We start from the raw sequence: 23,751 nt of genomic DNA, 5'->3' as shown, positions 1-23,751 counted from the left end.
GAATGGTTAAATAATCAGTGCATTACAATCAATAATGAGTGCTACGTCTCCGTCTCCTAAAATAGTAGCTCCGGAAATTGCAAAGACGTTTGTTAAATAATCTCCGAGTGATTTCAGCACAACTTCCTGCTGGCCAATAAAGGAGTCCACCACAAATGCAGTAGGTTTGTCGCCTTTTTTCACGACAATGATATGGAGCTGTTCCGCGTCTAATCTTGTATCTTCTATTTTAAACTCTTCTTTTAAATAAACGACAGGGACAATGTGCCCTCTGAAGTCAATCACTTCACGGTCATGCGTTTGTAAAATGTCTTTTCTGTTAATAACTGCTGTTTCAATGATTGAAGAAATCGGAATGGCAAATATCTCTTCTTCCAATTTGACCAGCAGAACTGAAATAATGGACAATGTAAGCGGAAGCTGGATGCTGAATAGAGAGCCTTGGCCTTCTGCAGATTTTACACTGACTGAACCGCCAAGAGACTCCAGTTTATTTTTCACAACATCAAGTCCGACGCCGCGGCCGGAAATATCAGAAATTTGATCAGCAGTTGAGAACCCTGGAGCAAAGATCAATTCGTAAATTTGATTGTCTTCTAAGGTTTCGGCTTCTTTTTCCGTAATGACGCTGCGCTCAAGCGCTTTTTCAAGAATTTTTTTACGATTAAGGCCTGCACCGTCATCCTCTACTTCGATAAAGACATGGTTGCCGCTGTGATAGGCTTTCAGCACAACATTTCCCGATTCCGTTTTTCCTTTTTGCAAGCGCGTTTCCGGAGACTCGATACCATGATCAATACTGTTTCTGATCAAGTGCACGAGAGGATCTCCAATTTCATCAATTACTGTTCGATCCAGTTCAGTTTCCGCACCGATGATCGACAGTTCTATTTTTTTATTCAGCTCTTTTTGAAGCTGGCGAATCATTCTCGGGAACCGGTTAAAAACAGTTTCAACCGGAACCATTCTCATATTTAGAATAATCGATTGCAAATCTCCGGAAATTCTGGTCATTCGTTCAACTGTTTCAGTCAGTTCATTGTGCTCAAGCTCTTTTGCAATCTGCTCTAGACGCCCGCGGTCAATGACAAGCTCTTCGAATAAGTTCATTAAAGAATCAAGTCTGTCAATGTTGACACGAATTGTTTTAGATCCGCCGGCTGTATGCTTCGCCTGGTCATCGTTTTTAGCAGGCTGTTTTTGTTTCTCCTGCTTAACAGGTACAGGGGCTGGTGAATCCGCCGACTTAGGTTCTTCCGGCTTTTCAGCTGATGTTAAAGGAGCCCCTTGAATGACTTCGACATGCTCAATTTCTGAAACTCCATTGATTAATTGTTTAATTTCTTCCGCTGATTGGTGTGTTAAGAAGCAAACTTGAAAGCCAGTGCCGAAATCTTCTGTTTCGAGCACTTCCGCACTTGGGATTGTTTTGGCTACTTCTCCGACTTCATTAAGCTTTTCAAACACCATATATACACGAACTGCTTTTAACATACAGTTTTCGTTCAGAGAAATTTTGATTTCATATCGTTTAAAACCTTGCTCCTCAGCTTCTTGTATGACAGTCCGTTCAAATTCGTCATATTCCCAATCAGATGCTGAACTCTGTGCTTCTGCAGGTTCCTCAGAAGCAGCCGTTTCAGCATGCGCACCATTAACATCAAGCTTGGCGCTTACTTCTGAGATATCTCTTTTACCATCTCCGCCGTCAATAATAGACTGAACCATAGCTTCCAGGTGGTCCAGGGCTTCAAACAAAATATCAAGCCAGTCTGCGGTAACTGCCATGTCTCCGTTTCGGAATGCATCCAACACGTTTTCAAGCAGGTGGGTTAGATGTGCTAAATCCGTATAGCCCATCGTTGCGCTCATTCCTTTTAATGTATGGGCAGCCCTGAATATATCATGAACGAGCTGAAGGTCAGTCGGGTCTTTCTCTAAAAGGAGAAGCTTTTCATTACATGTTTGTAAGTGTTCTTTACTCTCATCAATAAAGACATCTAAATACTGATTCATATCCATTTGAATCACACCCTCTCTTTTTTCACACAGCTTGTGATGGATGCTGCGATATCTTTCACATGTTTAATCTCATGAATGAGGCCCGCTTTAACAGCAGCTTTTGGCATCCCATATACGACACAAGATTCTTCAGACTCCGCAATGGCTTTCACATTGCCGGCCGTAAGCATGTCTTTGAGGCCGGCAGTGCCGTCACTACCCATCCCGGTCATAATAACCGCTACTTTTTCATAGTCTGCCAGTTTACCGACAGAACGGAATAAATAATCGGCTGACGGTTTATGACGGCTCGGTGTATCGAGATTATCAAGAACGATCTGGAGTCCCCCGCTGTTTTTGATAACAGATATGTTTTTTCCGCCCGGTGCTATGTAAACACAACCGTTAAGAGCTGCTTCACCATCTTTAGCTTCTTTTACTTGAATGTCAGATAAATGATTCAGACGCTCAGCCAAAGAAGCAGTAAAACCTTCAGGCATGTGCTGAACAACAACCACTGGTGCGCTCAAATCCTTAGGAAGCTTCGGTATCACCTTTTGTAACGCCCTCGGACCGCCTGTTGATGTGCCGATACACACAATTTGTCTGCCTGTGCTTGTTTTCAGTTTGCTTAAATCAGGCTTTACAGCACGCACTATAGGCTCAGGCCGCACTGCCTGTGATACTGGATGTTTCCTCTGTACGGAATGTCCAGCCGCGACAACACGCTCAACTAATTGTTCTTTAATTTTATACAAATCCAGAGATATAGAACCCGATGGCTTTGTAATAAAGTCAAAGGCACCGATCTCTAAACAATTAATTGTGCACGCTTTTCCTTTCTCAGTCTGGCTTGACACCATGATGACCGGCAAGTTATAAATCTCAATAATTTTGCGCAGTGTGTCTGTCCCATTCATGACCGGCATTTCAACATCAAGAGTAATAACATCCGGCTTTAGCAATTCGATCTTCTTAAGCGCTTCTTCTCCGTTTCTCGCAGTTCCGATTACTTCTATCTGCTTTTCCTCGGTTAGAAAATCACTTATCATTTTTCTCATGAAAGCTGAATCATCAACTACAAGCACACGAATCAAATTAAGCCCTCCTCATTAAAAAAGAAGATAATTTCTCAATAAATGTCTGTTTGTCTTCTTTGTGTCTTGTTTCTTCTCTTTCAAACAAGGCGTCCGCTAAAAGACGGACTGACCGGCTGGCTTTTGCCTGAGGACTTTTTATGAAAAAAGGAACCTGTTCGACAACTGCTTTGCTCACGATCGCATCGTCAGAAATGGAACCAGCAAACTGAACCTGAACATCTAAAAACATATGAATCGTGCGGGAAAGGCGGGTAAAAGCCTCCAGCCCTTCCTTTTGATCACGGCACCGATTGACAGCCACCTTCATTGAAAGCTTATTTTCTGTCAAAACTAAGTGCTTGACAGCGCTGTATGCGTCCATAATGGCCGTCGGTTCGGGAGTTGTTATGATCAAAATATCTTCCGCTGATAAAATAAAAGGCAGCTGATCTTTTGATAAGCCCGCTCCCATGTCAAACAGGACATAATCGAACTGGCTTAACGCATGAGAAAGCTCATTGGCAAAAAACGTCCATTTTCTCTGATCCAGCCGAAACATCACATCAAGACCGGTTCCCCCTGATATATACCGCAAACCCTTTGGCCCAGTGGATAATGACTGCATCAAAGGTTTACGATCGGTTAATATATCGATAATTGTGGCGGAAGATGAGTTTCCCATTAATATATCAATGTTCCCCATCCCGATATCAAGATCGATGAGCAGTACCTTCTTACCTTTATCCTGCAGCGCAAGGGCCATGTTTAAGGTAATATTGGATTTCCCGACACCGCCCTTGCCGCTGATGACAGCAAGTGTCTTTGCTTTTTGTGAATAAACCATTGGCAGAACACGCTGACGCTTTTCCATTTTCGCCCGTAAAGTTGCTGCTTGGTCAAATCTGTTCATCTGCACAGCATCCTTACAAAATCAAGAGGTGATACAGTCTGTATATCCTCCGGCACATTCTGGCCGTTTGTGATAAACCCGACACCCATTTTGGATTCTGAAAGTATATTAAATACAGAACCTAAGGAAGCAGTTTCATCTATTTTCGTAAAAATAAACTGATTGACAGGGACAGATGAAAACCGTTTGACAATATGCTTCATATCCTCATATTTTGCAGTCGCGGATAAAACGAGAAATGACTGAATACTGCTCTCAAAAGGGATTGTCTCTTTCAATTCATCAATGAACCGCTGTTCCTTGAAGTTTCTTCCAGCTGTATCGATAAACACATGGTCATACTCAGTGAATAACTCTTTCGCCTTCTCGAATTCTTCTTTTGTGTAACAAACTTCCAGAGGAGCCTGCAGCAGTTCGGCGTATGTTTTCAACTGTTCAACAGCTGCAATCCGATACGTATCTGTTGTAATAAAAGCGATTTTTTTCTGTTTTTCAAGCATAGATATGGCTGCGAGCTTAGCCAGTGTTGTTGTTTTACCTGCTCCGGTTGAACCAAACAGCACGATATACTTTGAATGAATAGGCTCCTGCCACTTGTCTGCTGAAGGCAGTGTATCACATAGTATATCTTCGAGTTTACCGATCACGTTTTCTTCCGTCAGACCGCCCGTTTCCACAGAGCATCGAAGCAATTTTTTCAGCGCGTTCGTCTTCGTTGACTCTTTAATCCCGCTGTCTTGCAAAAGCTTTTCTGTTTTTCGCAGCGGCTCAGGAAGTACAGATTGATAAACTGAAAAATCACCAGGCTCATGCGGCTGCGGAAATTGAGGGGGATATGTCCTCTCTTCTATTTTCGGACTGCTGACCGGAGTTTTTAAGGTTTGTTCCGGCTCAGCTTCCTTCTGAGGTGTTTTTTTCTTAGGAAAGTCCTGATCCAATACGGCAATTACTTCAACAGCAGGCTTGTTGATGAGTCCAAACCATTTCCGCTTTTTGATCTTTTTCGAATTTAAGATGACGGCATCATTACCTAACTCTTTTCTGATAAGAAGTGCCGCTTCTTGCATTGAAGCAGCAGTAAATTTTTTTATTTTCATTAAATATCCACCACTCCAATGCTTTGTACCTCAACATTCGCCTCAAGTTCGTTATATGAGAGTACCGGAAGATCAGGGAAGTATCGTTCCAGAAGCTGTTTCACATACATTCTGACAGGGGGCGAACATAGAAGAATCGCAGTTTCCTGACGTAATGAGAGCTGTTCGGCTTCTTTAGCGACAGAGCGCACAATACTTTCTGAAATATCTGGTTCAAGCGACAAATAATTTCCGTGTTCCGTTTGCTGTACACCGTCAGCTATCGCCTTTTCTACACGGCCCGAACAAGTAACAACCTTCAACACTTCGTTTTCTTTGGAAAACTGGGCAGTTATTTGTTTAGCCAGCGCCTGTCTTGTATACTCTGTCAAAAGATCAGAATCTGTTGTTAATTTTCCATAATCAGCAAGCGTTTCAAAAATCGTTACTAAGTTTCGGATTGAAACTTTTTCTTTTAAAAGCTTAGCCAGCACCTTCTGAATATCACCGACAGACAACGGATTAGGCGTAACCTCTTCAACAAGCACCGGATACGTTTCTTTCAAGTGATCGATCAGCTGTTTCGTCTCCTGTCTCCCGATCAATTCGTGGGCATACTGCTTAATCTTCTCTGTAATATGGGTTGAAACGACTGAAGCAGGATCAACAACTGTATAACCAAGCATGTCAGCTTCATCTTTTATCGATTCGCCAATCCATTTTGCCGGCAGTCCGAATGACGGTTCCACAGTTTCAATCCCTTCAATGAGATCATCTTCCGGCGTAGGCGACATTGCTAAATAATGATCAAGCAACAGCTCGCCTTTTGCTATTTCGTTCCCTTTAATTTTTAATCGGTATTCATTAGGCTGCAATGCTATATTGTCTCTGATGCGCACCACAGGAATGACAAGGCCGAGTTCCAGGGCCAATTGACGGCGAATCATCACAATTCGGTCTAATAAATCACCGCCTTGATTGGCATCAGCAAGCGGTATCAAACCATATCCAAACTCAAATTCTATCGGATCTATGTGCAGAAGCTGAACAACGCTTTCAGGGCTTTTAAGGTCGTCAACCTCAGCCTCTTCCTCGAGAATCTCGTCCACTTCTTCTTTTTCCTTACCTGATTTAGATAGCATATAAGCGCCGAAAGCAAGCAGTCCCGCAAGCGGTCCCGTCAGAAAAATGCCAATCGGAGTGAAAATACCAAGAAGCAGAATTGTAGATGCTGCGACGTATAAAAGCTTTGGATAAGCAAACAGCTGACCTGTAATGTCATGCCCTAAGTTTCCTTCAGAGGCAGCTCTTGTCACGACAATACCCGTAGCTGTAGAAATTAACAGCGCCGGAATTTGCGAAACAATCCCATCTCCTACAGTCAGCATCGTAAATTTTGAAGCGGCCTCTTGAATGGACATGTCCTGCTGAAGCATTCCGATAACGATACCGAAAATAATATTGATCATGACAATGATGATTCCGGCAATCGCGTCACCTTTTACAAATTTACTGGCACCGTCCATCGCTCCATAAAAGTCAGCCTCTCTTGCCACTTTTTCGCGGCGGTGCTTCGCTTCCTGTTCGGTAATCATCCCTGCGTTTAAATCAGCATCAATACTCATCTGCTTCCCCGGCATTGCGTCCAGCGTAAATCTTGCTGCAACCTCGGAAACACGTTCAGCACCTTTCGTAATGACGATAAACTGAATAATAATCAGGATGATAAATACAACAAGTCCAACTAATACATTTCCGCCGACAACGAAATTTCCGAACGTCTCGACGACTTTTCCGCCTTCACCATGTGAAAGAATTGAACGGGTCGTTGAGACGTTCAAGCCTAAACGAAATAGGGTTAAAAGCAGCAACAGTGACGGGAATATCGAAAACTGCAGCGCTTCCTGCATATTCATTGTGGTAAGAAGCACGATCAATGCAAGAGAAATATTAATAATGATCAAAATACTTAACAGCCATGGAGGAAATGGAATCACCAGCATCGCCACAATGAGGACAACACTTATTAAAACGGATAAATCTCTTGTTGACATGCTGCTTTTTCTCTCCTTTTAAATCGAAAAATTCAATTATACTTTTTGTTTTGTTTTATATACGTAAGCCAGAATTTCAGCCAAGACTTTAAAAAATTCTTCCGGCACAGCCTGGTCAATTTCTACCTGATCATATAACGCACGGGCAAGCGGTCTGTTTTCGACCATCATGACATCATGCTCTTTCGCAATTTTCCTGATATTTAACGCGAGGTGGTCAACACCTTTTGCAACGATATAAGGAGCGTCCATTTTTTCTTCGTTATATTTCAGGGCAATCGCATAGTGAGTCGGGTTTGTGATAATGACATCTGCTTTTGGAACTTCCTGCATCATCCGCCTCATTGCCATTTCCCGCTGTCTTTGTTTAATTTTAGACTTGATAATCGGGTCTCCTTCAGACTTTTTGTACTCATCTTTTATATCCTGTTTTGACATTTTGATGTTTTTCTCATGGTCAAACTTTTGATATAAATAATCGAGACCAGCAAGAACCAACAAAGCCCCTGCACCGCTCAGCCCCATCCACAGGGTGAGTTTTGAAACAAAAGAAAGTGCCTCTTCGGGTGTCAGAAGCGGGAGCCGGAGAATTTCTCCATAATGCAGCCAAAGCACAGCGAAAGCAGAAAAACCGACTACAGTGATTTTCAGAATGGATTTAAGCAGTTCTACTATTGCCCGCATGCTGTAAATCCGTTTAAAGCCTTTAATCGGATCAAGTTTTTCAAGCTTAGGCTTTATGACCTCTGTAGAAAATAAGAAGCCAACCTGCATATAGTTGCTGACGACCCCTGCGACAAGAGCGACAAGCATAATCGGCGCAAGCACAAAAGCCGTATCCTTTAATAAGCTGATAAACAGCATATGCACATTTGATTCTGAAAGCTTCATTAAGAGCGACTTGGTATAAAATGTTTCTATAAATGACAGCAGTCTGTCCCTCATAAACGGCCCAATCGCAATGAGTGAAAGGAATATCACTAATAAAGAAACGGCAGTATTGACATCAGCACTTTTGGCAACCTGTCCTTTTTTTCGCGTATCCTGCCGTTTTTTCGGAGTGGCTTTTTCTGTTTTCTCTCCCGCAAAAAACTGCAGGTCAACTCTAAGCTTCATTAAGAAACACCGACCAATGCTAAAAGATTCCGCATCGTTTCAATCGTTAAACTGAAGACATTCCGCACAACGACGAAGATAACAGACATACACACAATGAGCATGATGAAACTGACAGCGATCTTTAAGGGCAGACCGACCACAAATACATTTAATTGCGGAACAGTTCGAGCCACAATGCCTAATGCTAAGTCAACCAGAAACAAACTGGCCACAACAGGTGCTGACATTTGAAAAGCAATAATAAACATCGCATTAAAGCTTTTGGCGATAAAATAAGCAAACTTCTCATCGCCGAAATTCGGAAATGCCTGATCAACTGAAATATACTGAAAGCTGTAATAAATACCGTCGAGCAGCAAATGATGGGCGTTGACACTGAGCATAAACAAAAGTGCCATCGTATAGATAAACTGGCCGATCAGCGGACTTTGTGCTCCGGTTTGCGGATCAATAACGTTCGCAATTGAAAAACCCATTTGAAAATCAATAAACGAGCCGGCAATTTGAACTGCGGCGATCATCATATAAGCGATTAATCCCAGACAGAGACCAACCAAAGCTTCTTTAAACGCCAGAAGCATATATTGCCCATCTATCTCTAAAGAGGGAGGTTTATCAATGGTGCTGAAACAAATGACCGCGAGAAAAAAAGCAAATCCAATTCGATGAACAGCTGGTACATTTCGGTGTCCGAATAGCGGAATCGTTACAAAAAAAGCAGAAATTCTAATAAAAACCAATAAAAAAGCAGGAAATAAATCAATAATCGAATTCATCTCTACATTACCCTGCAAAACGATTTAAATTAGAAAACAGCTCTGTTGTAAATGAAAGAATGGTAGACAGCATCCATGGGCCAAAAAAAATCAGGGCCAGAAGAACTGCCACGATTTTCGGAATAAACGCCAAAGTCTGTTCCTGTATTTGAGTTGTCGCCTGAAATATGCTGACGATTAAACCGACCAGTAAAGCAATAGCCAATAATGGCCCGCTGATCATCAGCGTTACGTATACGGCTTTTTCCGCCATAGAAATTACAAATTCTGAACTCACGTTTAGCACCTACCCTAAAAGCTCTGAAGCAAAGATTTCACAATTAAATACCAGCCGTCTACTAAAACAAAAAGTAATATTTTAAAGGGCAGAGAAATCATAACTGGAGGGAGCATCATCATTCCCATTGACATTAAGACGCTCGCTACGACCATATCTATAATTAAAAATGGGATAAAAATCATAAAACCTATTTGAAACGCTGTTTTGAGCTCCGATATGGCAAAAGCGGGAACCATTGTTGTTAGCGGGATATCCTTTAATGATTCGGGTTTATCCATTTTCGCGTAATTCATAAACAGCGCCAGATCCTTCTGCCTTGTGTGTTTACTCATAAATTCTTTAATTGGTTCCTCAGCTTTCGTATACGCTTCGTCCAAGCTGATTTTGTTGTCCATCAATGGCGTCAGCGCCTCTTTATTAATCTCTGAAAAAGTAGGAGCCATAATAAAAAACGTTAAAAACAGCGCCAGCCCGATCAGAACCTGGTTTGGCGGCATAGATTGTGTCGCCAGTGAAGTCCTGACAAATGATAGAACAATGACGATGCGAGTAAAACAAGTCATAAGAATCAATATTCCAGGCGCCACTGAAAATACAGTTAACAATAATAGTAATTTAACAGATGAACTTACGTTTTGCGGATCGCTTGAACTGAAAATATTTATAAACTCATTCATGATGACGTGGGCCTTTCTTTTTTCCTTCAGAACGGTTTTGTTTTAACTCTTCAAGCTGCTCTTTTAACGCTTTTGAAAATGAAGGCAGTTTTTGCTGCGATTGATGTTCAGAACCCTTAAGCGGCTTGACAATCTTTTGCCACTCTATTTTGCTTGACATTGCCTCTTCATGCTGGCTGAGAATAACCTCAATCTCTTTTTCATCCTCAATTTCTTTCAGCAGCTGGATCGTTTCTCCTACACCAACGACGAGCACATTTTTTCCGACTTTGATCAATTGGATGGATCTGTTTTGTCCGACCGATGTGCCGCCAATATTTTCAACATATTGAAAAGGCTTAAGGAGCCGATTTCTTTTGTTCATGAGCTTAACCAGCCCGTAAATCAGCATGACAACAAATAGTAAAGCGAAAATCATCTTCACGAAATCAAAAGCTGAGACAGAAGGAGCAGCAGCCCCCTCCGTCTCATCAGCAGTTTGTGTTGTTTTTTCTTCCTTTTGCTCTGACTTATCTGCAGTTTTTTCATCTTTCTTTTGAAACCATTCGTTTACAGTTGAATTATCAGAGTCTGCCGCGGCAGCTGCAATCGGATGTACACTGTATAGAACGAAAAAACAAATAAAAGCGATGAAATATTGACTCTTTTTCAACAGCCGTACACCCTTTAACTTAATGTTTTGTTGATTGCTTCAAGCACACGGTCTGCCTGGAAAGGTTTTACGATAAAATCCTTGGCGCCGGCCTGAATGGCATCAATAACCATTGATTGTTGTCCCATAGCAGAACACATAATGATTCTTGCCTGTGCATCAATTTGTTTAATTTCTTTTAATGCTGTTATACCATCCATTTCCGGCATCGTGATATCCATAGTAACAAGATCAGGAGAATGCTCTTTATATTTTTCTACTGCTTGTGCTCCATTTTCAGCTTCCGCTACTACTTCAAAACCGTTTTTCACCAAAATATCTTTAATCATCATTCGCATAAATGCTGCGTCATCTACAATTAAAATTCTGTGTGCCATAATCTATTTCTCTCCTTGTGTTTCGTTATTTTAAATTATTAATGCGCTCTGCTTGGCTTAAAATGTCAGTGACTCTTACTCCGAAGTTTTCTTCAATGACAACGACTTCGCCTTTGGCAACGATTCGCCGATTCACTAAAATATCTACCGGCTCACCGGCTAACTTATCAAGCTCAATAATACTTCCGGCAGAAAGCTCCAAAATCTCTTTTACGCTTCTCTTCGTTCTGCCAAGCTCAACAGTGATCGAAAGCGGAATATCCAAAAGCATATCCAAGTTGTTTATAGGGGCTTGAGAAGCCTCATTGGGATCAAACGCGGAAAATTCCACTGGCGAAACCTGAACTGGTGCTGCTTTTTTTGGTGTTCCCTGCCTTTTTGGCGGCTGTTGCTGTTGCTGCTGTTGCTGCTGTTGCTGCTGTTGCTGCTGCGGTTCCATATGCGGCTCTGGCGTCACAGGCGCTTTCGGCTGCTCATATGTAACATCAGGCTGCGGCGCTGTTTCTTCCTCTGCACTTTCTGTGTTCATCAGATTTGCAATTAAATCTTTTGCAAATGACAGCGGGTACAGCTGCATAATACTGGAATCTATTAAATCTCCCACCTTTAAGTTGAAAGACACTTTCACCAGCATTTCATCATCAGGTATGCGGTCTGTTCCCTTTTCTTCAGTAACATCGAGCAATTCAACCCGAGGCGGTGAAATATCAATTTTTTTGCTGAATACAGTAGACATTGACGTGGCTGCCGATCCCATCATTTGGTTCATCGCTTCTTGAACCGCACTTAAATGAATTTCACCCAGTGAAGGGTCCGCGCCTTTTCCGTCTCCCCCCATCATTAAGTCAGCGATAATCGCCGCGTCATTTTGTTCCACGACCAGCAGGTTGCTGCCGCTAAAGCCCTCCGTATAATTCACTTCAATCGCTACGTACGGTTCAGGAAACGCATCGCTGATTTTACTTTTAGGAATGACAGCTACACTCGGAGTCGTAATATCGACCTTTTGATTTAAAAGCGTTGACAGGGCTGTCGCAGAACTGCCGAATGAAATATTTCCGATTTCACCGATCGCATCACGCTCCATGTCCGATAAGTCATGTACTTCCGGAACCTCTGGCTCATCCGGCGTACCGCCAGTGCCGTTAAGAAGCGCGTCAATCTCATCTTGAGATAATCTATTATTCTCCATCTTGTTCACCTCTTATGTCGTGATCTAAAATTTGCACTGCCTGTTTTCGATTCACCCGGCCGGCTTGTCCTAAAAATTTCGGCTTATCTCCGACCAATACAGTAAGAGGATCCGTGACTGATTTGTCCAAAGTTATGCAGTCTCCGACTTCTAAACTTAAAAACTCTTCTATTGTCAGTTCAGATGTGCCAAGCTCGGCCACGACAGGTATTTGTGCTGTCATGATACGTTTTTCAAGCGACTTTGTTTCCTCAGGCTTCGGCTCATTTCTATCTGATTGCATCCAATAGTGGACCGAAAGCTTCGGTATGAGCGGCTCGAGGACAATATGCGGGATACAAAGATTAATAACACCGCTGATTTCACCGATTTGGGTATTGAGCGAGATGACCACGACCGTTTCATTAGGAGATACCATTTGAACGAATTGCGGATTCACTTCAAACTCAGTCATTTCCGGTTCAATATCAGCAATTGACTGCCAAGCTTCTTTATAATTTCCCAGTGCATTTTCAAATAAATTAGAAATGATTTTTGTTTCAATTTCTGTCAAGCTGTCAACCTTATTATGACTGATTCCAATACCGCCCATTACCCGATCCATCATCGTATAAGCAATTGTCGGATTAACCTCCATCATAATTCTGCCTTCCATCGGATGGACATCAAACAGATTCAGAATCGTCATGTTCGGTATTGACCTGATAAATTCCTCATACGGGACCTGGTCAACTGAGCTGACAGATATGTGAATATAGGTTCTGAGCTGAGCAGAAAAGTGAGTCGTTAGAAGTCTTGCAAAATTGTCATGAATTCTCGTTAAACTGCGGATCTGATCCTTAGAAAACCGCAGCGCACGTTTGAAATCATAAACCTTCACTTTCTTCTCTTTTTCTTCTTTTTTCAGCTCTTCAGCGTCCATTTCACCAGTTGATATTGCAGAAAGCAGTGCATCTATTTCATTTTGGGAGAGAACTTCTCCTGACATTTTCCTCACCTCCGTATTCTGTCAAATGATTGTTTATTGCAGATTAAAGGAGGTAATATACACTTTTTCTACTTTTCCTTCTTGGAGGTAGCTATTTATTTTATCTTTTAGTTCCTTCTTAAAGGCTTCTTTTCCCTTGTCTCCCTCAATCGCATTAGCATTCGTATCGGCCAGCAGTGATATTACAGCATCCTTCACTTGAAAATCACGTTTTTCAAGTTCTTCTTTTGATTTATCAGAGTCGGTCTCAAGTTTAATAGCAAGCCGGATAATGTTATCAGACTTTAAATTTGTTGTGATCTCTTCTACATCAACAGAAGATGCAACGATTTCATCAATGCTTTTTTCCGTTTCACTTTTTTCGGACTCACCGCCTAGTACAAAATAAGCCGCCGCCCCAAGAGCACCTATTACGATAAGAATAATTAGTAAAATGATCATTAAATTTTTCTTCATTCCGGTTCCTCTATTCCTTGATCCATTGAAAATATTTGTATTTTTCGGTAGAAAGTTGCGATCTTTTCCAGAACAGCTTCTTCATCTTCTTTTACTACAAACTTCTTACCATTTGAAAGAGTAATTGTAGTATCCGGAAAGCATTCAATCTGTTCAATAAACAGCGCATTCAGTGTAAAGGGCTGCCCATTCAAACGGGTTACTTTAATCATAAAACAGCGGAGAAGCGATTATCGCCTCCCCTCCCTCCTTAACGTTTAAGGTTAACCAGTTCTTGAAGGATTTCATCTGATGTTGTAATAATTTTTGAGTTTGATTGGAATCCGCGCTGGGCAACAATCATTTCAGTAAATTCGTCAGTTAAATCAACGTTAGACATTTCGAGAAACCCTGATTTAAGGGAACCTGTACCGCCGTCACCAGGCTGGTTGGCTGCACTTGCCGCTCCAGAGTTTAAAGATTCACGGTATAAGTTGTTGCCGATTTTATCTAAACCGTCGCTGTTTGCAAAAGTAACAACCCCGATTTGTCCGCCGTCTTGTGTTTGGCCGCCTGCATCAACGATTGATACGTTACCATCAGAGCCAATACTGAAGCTTTGTGCATCAAGAGGGATCTGAATCGTTCCCCCAGTCATATTTAACACATGGTAGCCATCACCGGTAACAAGTGTTCCAGTATTATCTAAATAGAAGTTTCCTGCACGTGTATAAACTGTTCCATCACCTGAATCAATTTGAAAGTACCCGTCACCGTCAATCGCTAAATCAAGTGTTCTTCCTGTGCTTTGTGTTGCGCTTGTTGAATGAATAGTATCAATTGTGCCAGATGATGAACCTAAACCGATCTGCTTAGAGTTCGTACCTCCAATTGCTCCTCCAGCCGCAGAACCGCCGGCAATCGTTTGGCTTACCATATCTTTAAAGGTAACACGGCTCTTTTTGAATCCTACTGTATTCACGTTGGCAATGTTGTTGCCGATAACGTCAAGCTTTGTTTGAAAATTTTTCATACCGCTGATTCCAGAATAAAGTGAACGTAACATAATGTATTCCCCCAGATTTTTTTATTTAGAAGACTGTGCGACATTCAACACATTAGACGGGCTGACTTCAGTACCATCATTAAGAACGAGATAATATTTTCCTTTTGACTGTTTTACTGAGTTTACTGTGCCTGTTTTTTCTGTTGCACCTCCGTCAGCAGTCCAAGAAACTTCTTTGCCCATCCAATCAAGGTACGTTGTAAACGGATCTTGTTTTTCGACGAATTGAGCCATTGTGGTATTTAAATTCACCATTTGCTCCAAGCTTGAAAAAGTCGCCATTTGGCTGATAAATTCTTTGTCATCAACCGGGTTGAGCGGATCTTGGTTCTGGACTTGGGCCATTAATATTTTTAAGAACTCATCTTTCCCCAAGCTGCTATTGTTAGTTGACACGGTGCTTGTTTTTTCAGGCAGTTTATATTCTGAACTGATAGATGTCATTCTTCTTCCTCCATTTCAACCATCGACAGTTCATCGAGCAGATCGCCGAAATCATTTGATGCCTTTTTCTGTCTTTGCTGTTTCTGCCCCTCTTGCTGCTGTCTCTGTTCATCAGCAAGCTGGCCGTATATCGGCTGATCCCCGCTTTGAACCGGGAGAGTAAAACGGTCAATTTGGACGGCCATATTCGGCAGTGATTGCTTCAGCTGAGGAAGATGCTGTTCTAGCAGTTCTTTTGCTGATTGACTCGATGCAATAATTTTACTCTGAAACATCCCATTTTCATTTGTCAGCTTGATTGTGACAAATCCTAAATGTTCAGGATTCAGCCGAATGGTGAAACTTCCCGTTGATCTGCCGAATGGTGTATATTTCATCTGCTTCCACGCATTGATAACTTGATCAGCCGCCGTTTTTGTCTCGACAGTCGGTAAATCAGATGAGAGCTGCTGCAGATCGAGTGGTTGAACTGCCCCAGTGTTCCTGTACCCTGAAAAAAGCATTTGGAGTCCTGATTTACTATCTACGGGCTGAATACTTCCAGAAGCATCCGACGCGCTTTTGCTGAATGAATTCTGTGAAAGCGGTGTGAGGACACGCTTTCCAAAGTCTTGCGATGATTCGGATGATTTCGATAACAAGAAAGCTTTCAGCTGGCTTTCAGCTAAATTCCATTCTTTAGTCCCTTTTTGAGGAAGCATAGACATTTGCTCCATTAAACTTTGAAAACTTTTCAGCTCTGACGCTGTCATCGAATAAAGTTTTGAACCCGACTCATCTTTAGTGAATATTTGCTGTTTAAGATCCTGAATGAGTTGTTGAGATACGCCCTTTTTTTCTAACGCAGAAAGAAATTGTTCTCCATTCTGGTAAATGACATGAGCTTCATTGCCATTCCCGCGTTCAGTCAGCTTATTCCCTTCTAGCAGTTGGCTAATGAACATTTGAATAAGGGCAAGTTCTTTATCATCCTCAGATACTTCATTATCCTGATTCGATTGCTCTGTATCAACATTCATTTCTCCATTACTGTCAGCAGCAGGATCATTGTCAGCCAGAGCCGTTTTACCTTCTGAGGTCATTTTGTCTAATTCTGCGAGCAATTGATCCGTCCCGCTGGACGTTTTTGATTCAACTGCTTGCAACAGATTCTGCAACAATTGCTGAGACGTTTCATCCAGCTGTTTCCCTGTTAGTTTGCTTAATGTTTGCAGAAGTTCCGCTTTATGTTTGTCTTGATCTTCAGGACTTGCTTTTAGCCAATCACTGATCTTTTTAAGGGCATCTGCTAGCTGGTCTCCGGAATTAGGAGCATCCTTCCCTTGTTCTGAGATTTCATTCAAGCCCGCCTCAGACATAAGCCAGTTTTGAAAAACTCCCTGGCTACTTTTCACGGTTTTAGCCGCAGTACCCGCTGTAGTTTGCAGCAAAGGTCCCGCCAATTCAAGCAGCTTCACCTTTAATTCCCCCTATTCTTGACTGGCAGCAATTTTTTCTGTATAGGTTGCCGCTTGCTCAGGAGTCATTTTCGCCAATATGTCGGCAAGCTGCTTTTTGCTTAGGCCATTCAATATTTTCAGCGCTTCCTGCTCATTTAATTGGGCAATAATTTTAGCAGCCTTTCCGCTGTCCATGCTCTTATATACACTGATCACTTTGTCATCCTCAGAAGAAGAATTCGAACCTGATGTTTCTTTAGTATGATCTTCTGATGACTTCTTTTGATCCTCCGCCGTCTTTTCAAGAGAACGAATCTTTTGGTTGAGCCTGTCGATTTCAGATTTACTCGTTTCTAAATCTTTATTCAATATACTGATTTCACTTTTTTGATCCTTAATGGTCTTTTCCAGAGCTGCCGTATTACTGCTATCCTTACTTGATGCTGTGTCTTTTTTATTTTCGGTTTCAGGAACCCATTCTTTAAGAATCGGCGTTTTTGCCGCAGCTTCCTGTATCGGCTTTAGGACATTGACACCAGCCGCCCAAAGAACAATCCCCCCTGCGATTAGAAGAAACATCAGCGGAAGGATAATGATAAGCAAAACCGAACGGAACTTACCTGATTCTTTCTTTTTGCCTGACATTACATTCGCCCCTAATGGCCTTGAATCATAAACTGCTTGATCGAAATGTCGTCCATTTCTTTCATCTCTGCAGCTTTGTCTTCAAGAGCAAACATTTTAAACTGTTTTTCACGCATTTTTTCAAACTTTTTCACTTCAATATTTTTCTCTGTCAAAATTTCTTGTTTTTGATTCATTTGATTTCGTTTCATAATGACAAGCTTTTGATAATGATAAATTGTGTTGTCAAGATTTGACACAAATTGCTGGTAATGCCTCATTTCTTGTACACTCATACCGCTTTTCAATTTCTCTTCCTTATTTTGTTCAAGCAATTCCTTTTTGCTCATATTCTCATATAATTTTTCAGCAACATTTTCAAATTCAGAAACTGATTGCTGATACTCAGATAAGGATTGATCTTTCTCATTTTCTTTTAGTTCCAGCAGCTTTTGGAATCTAAATTGATAGGCCACGTTTATTCCTCATTTCCTGTCAAACTAGTTAATGCAGCAATGCTCTCTTCCAATAATGCCGATTCGTCTGTTCCCTGTTTTAAAAATTGAATAAGCTGCGGATAAAATTGTATTGCTTCATCGATTTCTCTAGAGGATCCTCTTTTGTAAGCTCCGATATTAATGAGATCTTCCGAATTTTGATAAGTCGATAAAAGCTCACGGAATTTATTAGCTGCACTCAGGTGTTGCCTAGTCGATATGTTAGACATCACCCTGCTGATGCTTTTTAGTACATTAACTGCAGGAAACTGGCCTTTATTGGCAAGCGCCCTGTCCAACACGATATGTCCGTCTAAAATCCCGCGAACAGTGTCAGCAATCGGCTCATTCATGTCATCACCATCTACCAATACTGTGTAAAACGCCGTAATGGTTCCGTGCTCATTTGCACCGGTTCGTTCTAATAAACGTGGTAAAATAGCGAACACAGAAGGTGTATAACCCTTTGTTGTCGGCGGCTCGCCGGCAGCCAGTCCAATCTCACGCTGGGCCATTGCCACCCTTGTGACTGAATCCATCATAAACATGACATTTTGGCCTTTATCACGGAAATACTCGGCAATTGCCGTTGCTGTATATGCCGCTTTTAATCTCATTAATGCCGGCTGATCTGAGGTGGCAACGACTACAATCGATCGTTTCAGCCCCTCTTTCCCAAGATCTTTTTCAATAAATTCCCGAACCTCTCGCCCGCGTTCCCCGACAAGTGCAATGACATTTAAGTCAGCCTCTGTCTGCTTGGCGATCATCCCCATTAATGTGCTTTTTCCGACACCGCTCCCTGCAAAAATACCAATTCGCTGGCCTTTACCGACTGTCAGCAAGCTGTCAATCGACCTGACTCCGACACCCATCTTTTCTCGAATAGGCGGCCGTTTCATCGGATTGGGCGGTGATTGCTCTGTCGATACAGGCGAAAGCCCTTTCGGCAGAAGTTTTCCATCAAGCGGCTCGCCAAAAGCATCGATGACTTGTCCGATCAGTCCGGCTCCGACTTTAACCCGAAGAGATTCACCAGTGGCTTCTACAATACTGCCGGGCGCAATGCTTGCAGCCTCTAAATAAGGCATAAGCAAAATATTCTCTTCCTGGAAGCCGACAACCTCAGCTTTAATGACTGTACCTGATTGCCCTTTTGCGTAAATCAGGCACACGTCTCCAATTGAGCTTGCAGGCCCTTTTGATTCAATCATCAGGCCGATCACCCGTTTGACTTTTCCATACCGTTTATACGAGTCCGTCATTTCAATACAATCTATCAGACTCTGTGTCTTCATTCAGCTGCACCCGCTTCCAGCGCTGTCAGAAGTTTATCTTTCAATTGCATTAATTGAGTGTCAACACTCGCATCTACTCTGCCAAAAGGAGTTTCTATATAACATGATCCTTTTTGAGCTTTTTCATCAGCATATATGCCAAGCCGGCATTCTTTATAAAGAAGCTGCATGATTTCATCTTTTTGCTGAAAAACAGTCTCATAGTAATACGGATCCACATATATTGATATATCGTCATATTCCCTTACTTCGTTTACGACCTGTTTCACAAGCAGGAGAAATGCCTCTTTATCATCAGATTTTTGCCGCCACACTTTTCCAGCTAGTGCAACGGCAAGCTCGACGATTTCTTCTGAAGCGTCTTCAATCTTATCCTCAACAGCTTTTCTGGACATTTCAGTTATGCTGTTCGCTTGGCCGATCAGCTCGGCATACTGTTCAAGCGCTTCAGTTCTGCCCAATGCCATACCTTGTTCAAAGCCCTCGGCTTTTGCTTCCTCGATCAGCTTCTGTTTTTCAGCCGCCCAATCATTTTTTTCCTGTTCAATTTGACGGCGAATATTTTCTATATGGCTGTTGGCCTGCTCAGAAATCCGGTCAGCTTCCTCTTTCACCCGCGCCATAAGCGCTTCTGGGTTCTCTTCAGCCTGCAAAAGGTGAGAATGATCAATGTGCACCTCTTGTATAGAGAGTTTTCTTTTATCCTTTTGTGGAGAAAAAGATGATTCTTGTTTAATGATATTAGACAATAATATCGTCCCCTCCGCCTCTTGCTATCACAATTTCACCGGCTTCTTCAAGCTTTCTGACGATGCTTACAATTCTAGACTGAGCTTCTTCTACATCTTTCAAGCGTACAGGTCCCATAAATTCCATTTCTTCTTTGAAGGTTTCAACCATGCGCTGTGACATATTGTTGAATACAATTTCTTTGACTTCTTCGCTTGCAACCTTTAATGAAAGGAGCAGATCGTCGTTTTCAACATCGCGGATGACCCTCTGAATTGCGCGGTTATCAAGTGTAACAATATCTTCGAAGACAAACATCCGCTTTTTAATTTCTTCAGCAAGATCGGGATCCTGAATTTCCAATGAATCCAAGATCGTCTTCTCTGTTCCTCTGTCTACCCCGTTTAACACTTCCACAACGGCTTCAATTCCGCCTGTTTGTGTATAATCCTGAGTAAATGCAGAAGATAATTTTTGTTCCAGAATCCGTTCTACCTCATTAATAATTTCAGGTGACGTTCTGTCCATAACTGCGATTCTTCTGGCGACCTCAGCCTGTACTTCGGGATTCAGCTCGGATAAAATTTGCCCGGATTGAACAGGGTCTAAATAAGACAAAATTAAAGCCATCGTCTGAGGATGCTCTTGTTGTATAAAATTTAAAATTTGTTCAGGCTCCGCTTTTCTGGCAAAATCAAATGGTTTAACCTGCAAAGAAGAAGTCAGCCTGTTTAGAATGTTTTCCGCCTTATTCTCTCCAAGCGCCTTCTCAAGAACTTGTCTCGCATAGCTTAGGCCGCCTTGAGAAATATAATCTTGCGCAATGGCTATATTATGAAATTCTTCTATAATTTCATCCTTTTTTTGATGATCGACACTTCGAACCCCTGATATCTCCAGGGTAAGCCTTTCAATTTCTTCATCGGTTAAGTGCTTATATACAGAAGCTGACACATCTAACCCCAAGGAAATCATGAGAATGGCTGCTTTTTGTTTTCCTGTAAGCTTATCTTGATCACGTCTCGCCATTTCTAATTCCTCCTAATCCTCGGCCAGCCAGCTTCTCAGCAGTTTTGCAAAATCTTCTGGCTTGTCTTTCGCCATCTTTTCAAGCTGTTTTCGTCTGACTGTTTCCGCTGTTTCATTTTCCTCTTCGTTGATATCAGGCAGATTGATCGGTTCTTGAGGAACCTCATACTCATATTCCTCAAATTCATCCTCTTGCGTCCGTTTCTTTCTAACCAGCATAATAATGAGAACGATGATGGCAGCAATCAAAATACCTCCTGCAATATAAACCCAAATCGGCACCCCTGAGGCTTCTTCTGTATCAGCGTCCATATTTACTTTGCCATCAAAAGGCTGGACGGATAAGACAATTTTATTATTGATGTCCTCGTCGGTAAGCTCCTGGTCTTGTGCATCCTTATCAATAGAAGTTCTGACTACAGTTGAAAGTATTTTTTGAATATCTTCTTGTCTTTCAGCTGAAAGCGACTCGATATTTTTTGCGTCCGGCGGCTCCACCATCACTTGGATTCCCAAATCTCTAACTTTATAAGGGCTCTCTGCGATTTCTTTATGGATCCGGTTAACCTCATAGTTGATTTTTTCGCTGCTTTTTTCATAACCTCCGCCTTCGGTATTTTCCCCGTCAGCTTCGTAATTTGTTACATCATCGTCGCCTGTTCCGGCGATTCCGCCATTGGCTGCACCGTCACCCTGATATGTTTCAGATACCTTTTCCGCGCTGACTGCAATGCCTGCCATGTTTTCTTTATCTACAGGTTCGACAATGTCTTCTGTGCGATTTTCTTTTGTGAAATCAATGTCTGCTGTAACGGAAACAACGACTTTATCTTGTCCCATCATCGTACCGAGCAGTGACTGAACATGCTTTTGAATGTCTTTTTCGACTTGAGATTTAATTCCCTGCTGTGAAGAATAACTATCCGCGTAGGACCCTGCATCGCTGTTTGATTTGTCGTAGTATGTAGAATTTTGGTCCATGATGACAATGTTATCTTCTTTTAGGTTCGGCACACTTTTCGATACCAGATGATACAGTCCGTTGACCTGGCTTTGATCAAGTGTATAGCCCGGTTGTACCTGCAGGACGATTGATGCGGATGCTGCAGATTGCTCCTCACCGACAAACACAGCGTCTTTCGGGAGGTTAATCATTACTTTGGAATTTTTAATACCGTCCATTTCATTGATCAAATTCGACAGTTCTGTCTGTGTTGCTTTCACTTTGACCATATCAAACTCATTGTCTGTCAAACCAAAGCCGGCATTCTGCCCAAAAAATGAATAATCAATTGATCCTGTTTTAGGAAGTCCTTCTGCAGCCAGCTGCACTTTCAATGAATCAACCTGATCCTCCGGAACACTTATCACTGTTCCGCCGTTTGAAAGTTCGTTTGGCACTTTTTTCGCATCAAGTTCTTCTTTGATCTGCCCTGCTTCTTCAGCAGATAAATCTTTGTACAGCGGCGCCATTTTTGAATTGGAAGCAAAAACACTGATAATAATTCCAATAATAATAATTGCCGCTAAAGCACTAATCATTAAAATCTTTTGTAATTTAGATCTGTTTTTCCAAAACTCACTCGTTTTGTTTTTCATTTGCATTAGAGTACGATTCATGTTAACCCCCGGTCATTCCACTCTTTCTCTTAATCGTAAGACCCTCTACATTTGCATTCTCATAATCTCCTGATAGGCTTCCACAGCTTTATTGCGGAACTCTGTTGCAGCAGTTAGAGAGACGCTTGCTTTTTGAGCGGCGATCATGACCTCATCAAGATTTACATCTTTTCCTGCAGCCAAGGCATTAGTCATGTTGTCAGAAGCTACTTGGGACTCATTTAACGAACTAATAGAGTTTTTTAAAAGCTCCGAAAAGCTTGTTTGATTTGAAGAATCTGTTTTTTGGCTATTGTTTACTTGATTTGTTGCATTTTGAGTGTTTTGAGTATTTTGAACCTGAAAAGGAGAAATTGCATTAATCACATTCGTTCACCTTACCTTCCGATTTCTAACGCCTTCATCAGCATTCCCTTTGTGGCATTCATTGCTGTGACATTCGCCTCGTATGATCTTGTGCTGCTGACAAGGTCAACCATTTCTTTCAACGGGTCAACATTAGGCTTTTGTATATATCCTTCAGCGTTTGCATCTGGGTTTGCCGGATCATAGACAAGATTAAAATCTGAATCATCTTCCGCGATTTTAGAAACCTTTACACCGTTTCCGGCATTGCCGCTTCCGCCCATTTTAGAATTGAGAATTGAAGAGAACGATTCACCTTTTGACTGAAGAGAAACCATTTTTCTTCTGTAAGGCACCCACTCTCCGTCCACCTGCTTAGCTCTAGTCGTATCCATATTAGCCAAGTTAGACGATACAACGTCCATTCTGACACGCTGAGCTGTTAAAGCTGATGCTGAAACATTTAAGCTATGAAAAGCTGTCATTATTTCCCTCCTGTTAATACGGTTTTCAGCGAATTAAATTTACCGTTCATTCTTTCAACTAAAGCTTGATAGTTGATTTGATTTTGCGCCAATTCTGTCATCTCTTTGTCGACGTCAACATTGTTTCCGTTTTGCTGATACGATGTATTCGCACTTGTTACAATTGAATAATTCGAATCAGTATCAGAAAAATCAACATGACGATAGTCTGTTTTTGTCGCTTCGAGACGCGAGGATTCTTGATTTAATAAATTTTGGAAAGAGACTTTTTTCGCCTTATAGTTCGGTGTATCTATATTGGCGATATTATTAGTTATGACTTTTTGCTTAATATTCGCTCTGCCCAAGGCATTTTCAAGATTTTGTATCGTTCCAGAAAATAAGCTCAAATCCACTTACCTCCATTTCAGTTTTTTTCACCCTCAATATCCTTGTCGAGAATTGTAAAACTATATGCTTATTGTAAGAAATAACAGGCATAAAGTCTATGAAGTTCGTGTAAAAAAATGTCCTCACAATTATCTATTTTATAACTAGGTATATAGTCCTAGATTATTTG

At 41.7% G+C, this 23,751-nt stretch carries 27 protein-coding genes; all 27 read right to left on the bottom strand.

Features of this window, described 5'->3' with window-relative positions; all coding sequences use genetic code 11:
- Positions 1-6: 6 nt before the first annotated feature.
- From cheA to flgB, 27 genes are read right to left on the bottom strand one after another with little or no spacing between them, the layout of a single operon-like run.
- Positions 7-2,022 carry a chemotaxis protein CheA gene (gene cheA, locus ABZM97_RS09015; RefSeq protein WP_253269095.1) on the bottom strand — a complete coding sequence of 672 codons (2,016 nt, stop codon included), beginning with the start codon at positions 2,020-2,022 and terminating at the stop codon, positions 7-9.
- Positions 2,023-2,027: 5 nt separating this feature from the next.
- Positions 2,028-3,098 (bottom strand): protein-glutamate O-methylesterase CheB, encoded by a 1,071-nt coding sequence (cheB, locus tag ABZM97_RS09010; protein WP_253269094.1) that lies wholly within the window; start codon positions 3,096-3,098, stop codon positions 2,028-2,030.
- A gap of 1 nt (position 3,099) precedes the next feature.
- Positions 3,100-3,996: a flagellum location/number ATPase FlhG gene (flhG, locus tag ABZM97_RS09005; protein ID WP_202327675.1), complete on the bottom strand. Its 897-nt coding sequence runs from the start codon at positions 3,994-3,996 to the stop codon at positions 3,100-3,102.
- Positions 3,987-5,087: a flagellar biosynthesis protein FlhF gene (locus tag ABZM97_RS09000; protein WP_087991613.1), complete on the bottom strand. Its 1,101-nt coding sequence runs from the start codon at positions 5,085-5,087 to the stop codon at positions 3,987-3,989. The genes flhG and ABZM97_RS09000 overlap by 10 nt, the downstream gene beginning before the upstream one ends.
- Positions 5,087-7,120, bottom strand: coding sequence for a flagellar biosynthesis protein FlhA (flhA, locus tag ABZM97_RS08995; protein WP_087991611.1), 2,034 nt, complete (start codon positions 7,118-7,120; stop codon positions 5,087-5,089). The genes ABZM97_RS09000 and flhA overlap by 1 nt, the downstream gene beginning before the upstream one ends.
- A gap of 36 nt (positions 7,121-7,156) precedes the next feature.
- Entirely contained in the window at positions 7,157-8,236 is a 1,080-nt protein-coding gene (gene flhB / locus ABZM97_RS08990) for a flagellar biosynthesis protein FlhB (RefSeq protein WP_087991610.1), read from the bottom strand.
- Positions 8,236-9,015 (bottom strand): flagellar biosynthetic protein FliR, encoded by a 780-nt coding sequence (gene fliR / locus ABZM97_RS08985; RefSeq protein ID WP_003238525.1) that lies wholly within the window; start codon positions 9,013-9,015, stop codon positions 8,236-8,238. Before fliR ends, flhB begins: the two co-directional genes overlap by 1 nt.
- A gap of 7 nt (positions 9,016-9,022) precedes the next feature.
- On the bottom strand, positions 9,023-9,292 hold the full coding sequence (fliQ, locus tag ABZM97_RS08980; RefSeq protein ID WP_003220888.1) for a flagellar biosynthesis protein FliQ: 270 nt from the start codon (positions 9,290-9,292) through the stop codon (positions 9,023-9,025).
- A gap of 14 nt (positions 9,293-9,306) precedes the next feature.
- Positions 9,307-9,972 (bottom strand): flagellar type III secretion system pore protein FliP, encoded by a 666-nt coding sequence (gene fliP, locus ABZM97_RS08975; RefSeq protein WP_087991608.1) that lies wholly within the window; start codon positions 9,970-9,972, stop codon positions 9,307-9,309.
- Positions 9,965-10,624 (bottom strand): flagella biosynthesis regulatory protein FliZ, encoded by a 660-nt coding sequence (gene fliZ, locus ABZM97_RS08970; RefSeq protein WP_087991607.1) that lies wholly within the window; start codon positions 10,622-10,624, stop codon positions 9,965-9,967. Before fliZ ends, fliP begins: the two co-directional genes overlap by 8 nt.
- A gap of 14 nt (positions 10,625-10,638) precedes the next feature.
- The gene (cheY, locus tag ABZM97_RS08965) at positions 10,639-11,001 is read right to left on the bottom strand and encodes a chemotaxis protein CheY (RefSeq protein ID WP_014476812.1); all 363 of its coding nucleotides are present in this window, start codon (positions 10,999-11,001) and stop codon (positions 10,639-10,641) included.
- Between the two features lie 25 nt (positions 11,002-11,026).
- A complete protein-coding gene (gene fliY, locus ABZM97_RS08960; protein ID WP_087991606.1) occupies positions 11,027-12,193 on the bottom strand; it encodes a flagellar motor switch phosphatase FliY in 1,167 nt (388 codons plus the stop codon).
- Positions 12,183-13,181 carry a flagellar motor switch protein FliM gene (fliM, locus tag ABZM97_RS08955; RefSeq protein ID WP_003220879.1) on the bottom strand — a complete coding sequence of 333 codons (999 nt, stop codon included), beginning with the start codon at positions 13,179-13,181 and terminating at the stop codon, positions 12,183-12,185. Before fliM ends, fliY begins: the two co-directional genes overlap by 11 nt.
- A 33-nt stretch (positions 13,182-13,214) precedes the next feature.
- Complete coding sequence (gene fliL / locus ABZM97_RS08950; RefSeq protein WP_087991604.1) at positions 13,215-13,637, bottom strand: flagellar basal body-associated protein FliL; 423 nt, start codon at positions 13,635-13,637, stop codon at positions 13,215-13,217.
- Positions 13,634-13,849 carry a swarming motility protein SwrD gene (gene swrD, locus ABZM97_RS08945; RefSeq protein WP_087991602.1) on the bottom strand — a complete coding sequence of 72 codons (216 nt, stop codon included), beginning with the start codon at positions 13,847-13,849 and terminating at the stop codon, positions 13,634-13,636. The genes fliL and swrD overlap by 4 nt, the downstream gene beginning before the upstream one ends.
- Positions 13,850-13,887: 38 nt before the next feature.
- Positions 13,888-14,682 (bottom strand): flagellar basal body rod protein FlgG, encoded by a 795-nt coding sequence (gene flgG / locus ABZM97_RS08940; RefSeq protein WP_087991601.1) that lies wholly within the window; start codon positions 14,680-14,682, stop codon positions 13,888-13,890.
- A gap of 21 nt (positions 14,683-14,703) precedes the next feature.
- A complete protein-coding gene (flgD, locus tag ABZM97_RS08935) occupies positions 14,704-15,126 on the bottom strand; it encodes a flagellar hook assembly protein FlgD (protein WP_087991600.1) in 423 nt (140 codons plus the stop codon).
- Positions 15,123-16,583 (bottom strand): flagellar hook-length control protein FliK, encoded by a 1,461-nt coding sequence (locus ABZM97_RS08930; RefSeq protein ID WP_087991599.1) that lies wholly within the window; start codon positions 16,581-16,583, stop codon positions 15,123-15,125. The genes flgD and ABZM97_RS08930 overlap by 4 nt, the downstream gene beginning before the upstream one ends.
- 12 nt (positions 16,584-16,595) lie before the next feature.
- Positions 16,596-17,210 carry a MotE family protein gene (locus ABZM97_RS08925; protein WP_087991597.1) on the bottom strand — a complete coding sequence of 205 codons (615 nt, stop codon included), beginning with the start codon at positions 17,208-17,210 and terminating at the stop codon, positions 16,596-16,598.
- An 11-nt stretch (positions 17,211-17,221) separates the two neighbouring features.
- Entirely contained in the window at positions 17,222-17,665 is a 444-nt protein-coding gene (fliJ, locus tag ABZM97_RS08920; RefSeq protein WP_087991596.1) for a flagellar export protein FliJ, read from the bottom strand.
- A 2-nt stretch (positions 17,666-17,667) separates the two neighbouring features.
- A complete protein-coding gene (gene fliI, locus ABZM97_RS08915; RefSeq protein WP_087991595.1) occupies positions 17,668-18,984 on the bottom strand; it encodes a flagellar protein export ATPase FliI in 1,317 nt (438 codons plus the stop codon).
- Positions 18,981-19,733, bottom strand: a complete 753-nt coding sequence (gene fliH, locus ABZM97_RS08910; RefSeq protein ID WP_367387397.1) for a flagellar assembly protein FliH — start codon at positions 19,731-19,733, stop codon at positions 18,981-18,983. The genes fliI and fliH overlap by 4 nt, the downstream gene beginning before the upstream one ends.
- The gene (gene fliG, locus ABZM97_RS08905) at positions 19,726-20,742 is read right to left on the bottom strand and encodes a flagellar motor switch protein FliG (protein WP_087991592.1); all 1,017 of its coding nucleotides are present in this window, start codon (positions 20,740-20,742) and stop codon (positions 19,726-19,728) included. The genes fliH and fliG overlap by 8 nt, the downstream gene beginning before the upstream one ends.
- A gap of 12 nt (positions 20,743-20,754) precedes the next feature.
- A complete protein-coding gene (gene fliF / locus ABZM97_RS08900; protein ID WP_367387396.1) occupies positions 20,755-22,362 on the bottom strand; it encodes a flagellar basal-body MS-ring/collar protein FliF in 1,608 nt (535 codons plus the stop codon).
- 45 nt (positions 22,363-22,407) lie between these two features.
- Positions 22,408-22,728 (bottom strand): flagellar hook-basal body complex protein FliE, encoded by a 321-nt coding sequence (gene fliE, locus ABZM97_RS08895; protein WP_087991588.1) that lies wholly within the window; start codon positions 22,726-22,728, stop codon positions 22,408-22,410.
- 11 nt (positions 22,729-22,739) lie between these two features.
- A complete protein-coding gene (gene flgC / locus ABZM97_RS08890; RefSeq protein WP_087991587.1) occupies positions 22,740-23,192 on the bottom strand; it encodes a flagellar basal body rod protein FlgC in 453 nt (150 codons plus the stop codon).
- Positions 23,192-23,581 carry a flagellar basal body rod protein FlgB gene (flgB, locus tag ABZM97_RS08885; RefSeq protein ID WP_087991586.1) on the bottom strand — a complete coding sequence of 130 codons (390 nt, stop codon included), beginning with the start codon at positions 23,579-23,581 and terminating at the stop codon, positions 23,192-23,194. Before flgB ends, flgC begins: the two co-directional genes overlap by 1 nt.
- Positions 23,582-23,751 lie beyond the last annotated feature (170 nt).

Origin of the sequence: Bacillus vallismortis (genome assembly GCF_040784915.1) — a bacterium.
In the GTDB taxonomy this organism is placed as follows: Bacteria; Bacillota; Bacilli; order Bacillales; family Bacillaceae; genus Bacillus; species Bacillus subtilis_G.
The sequence above is the reverse complement of the archived record's forward strand: the minus strand, read 5'-3'. Positions and strand labels throughout refer to the sequence as shown.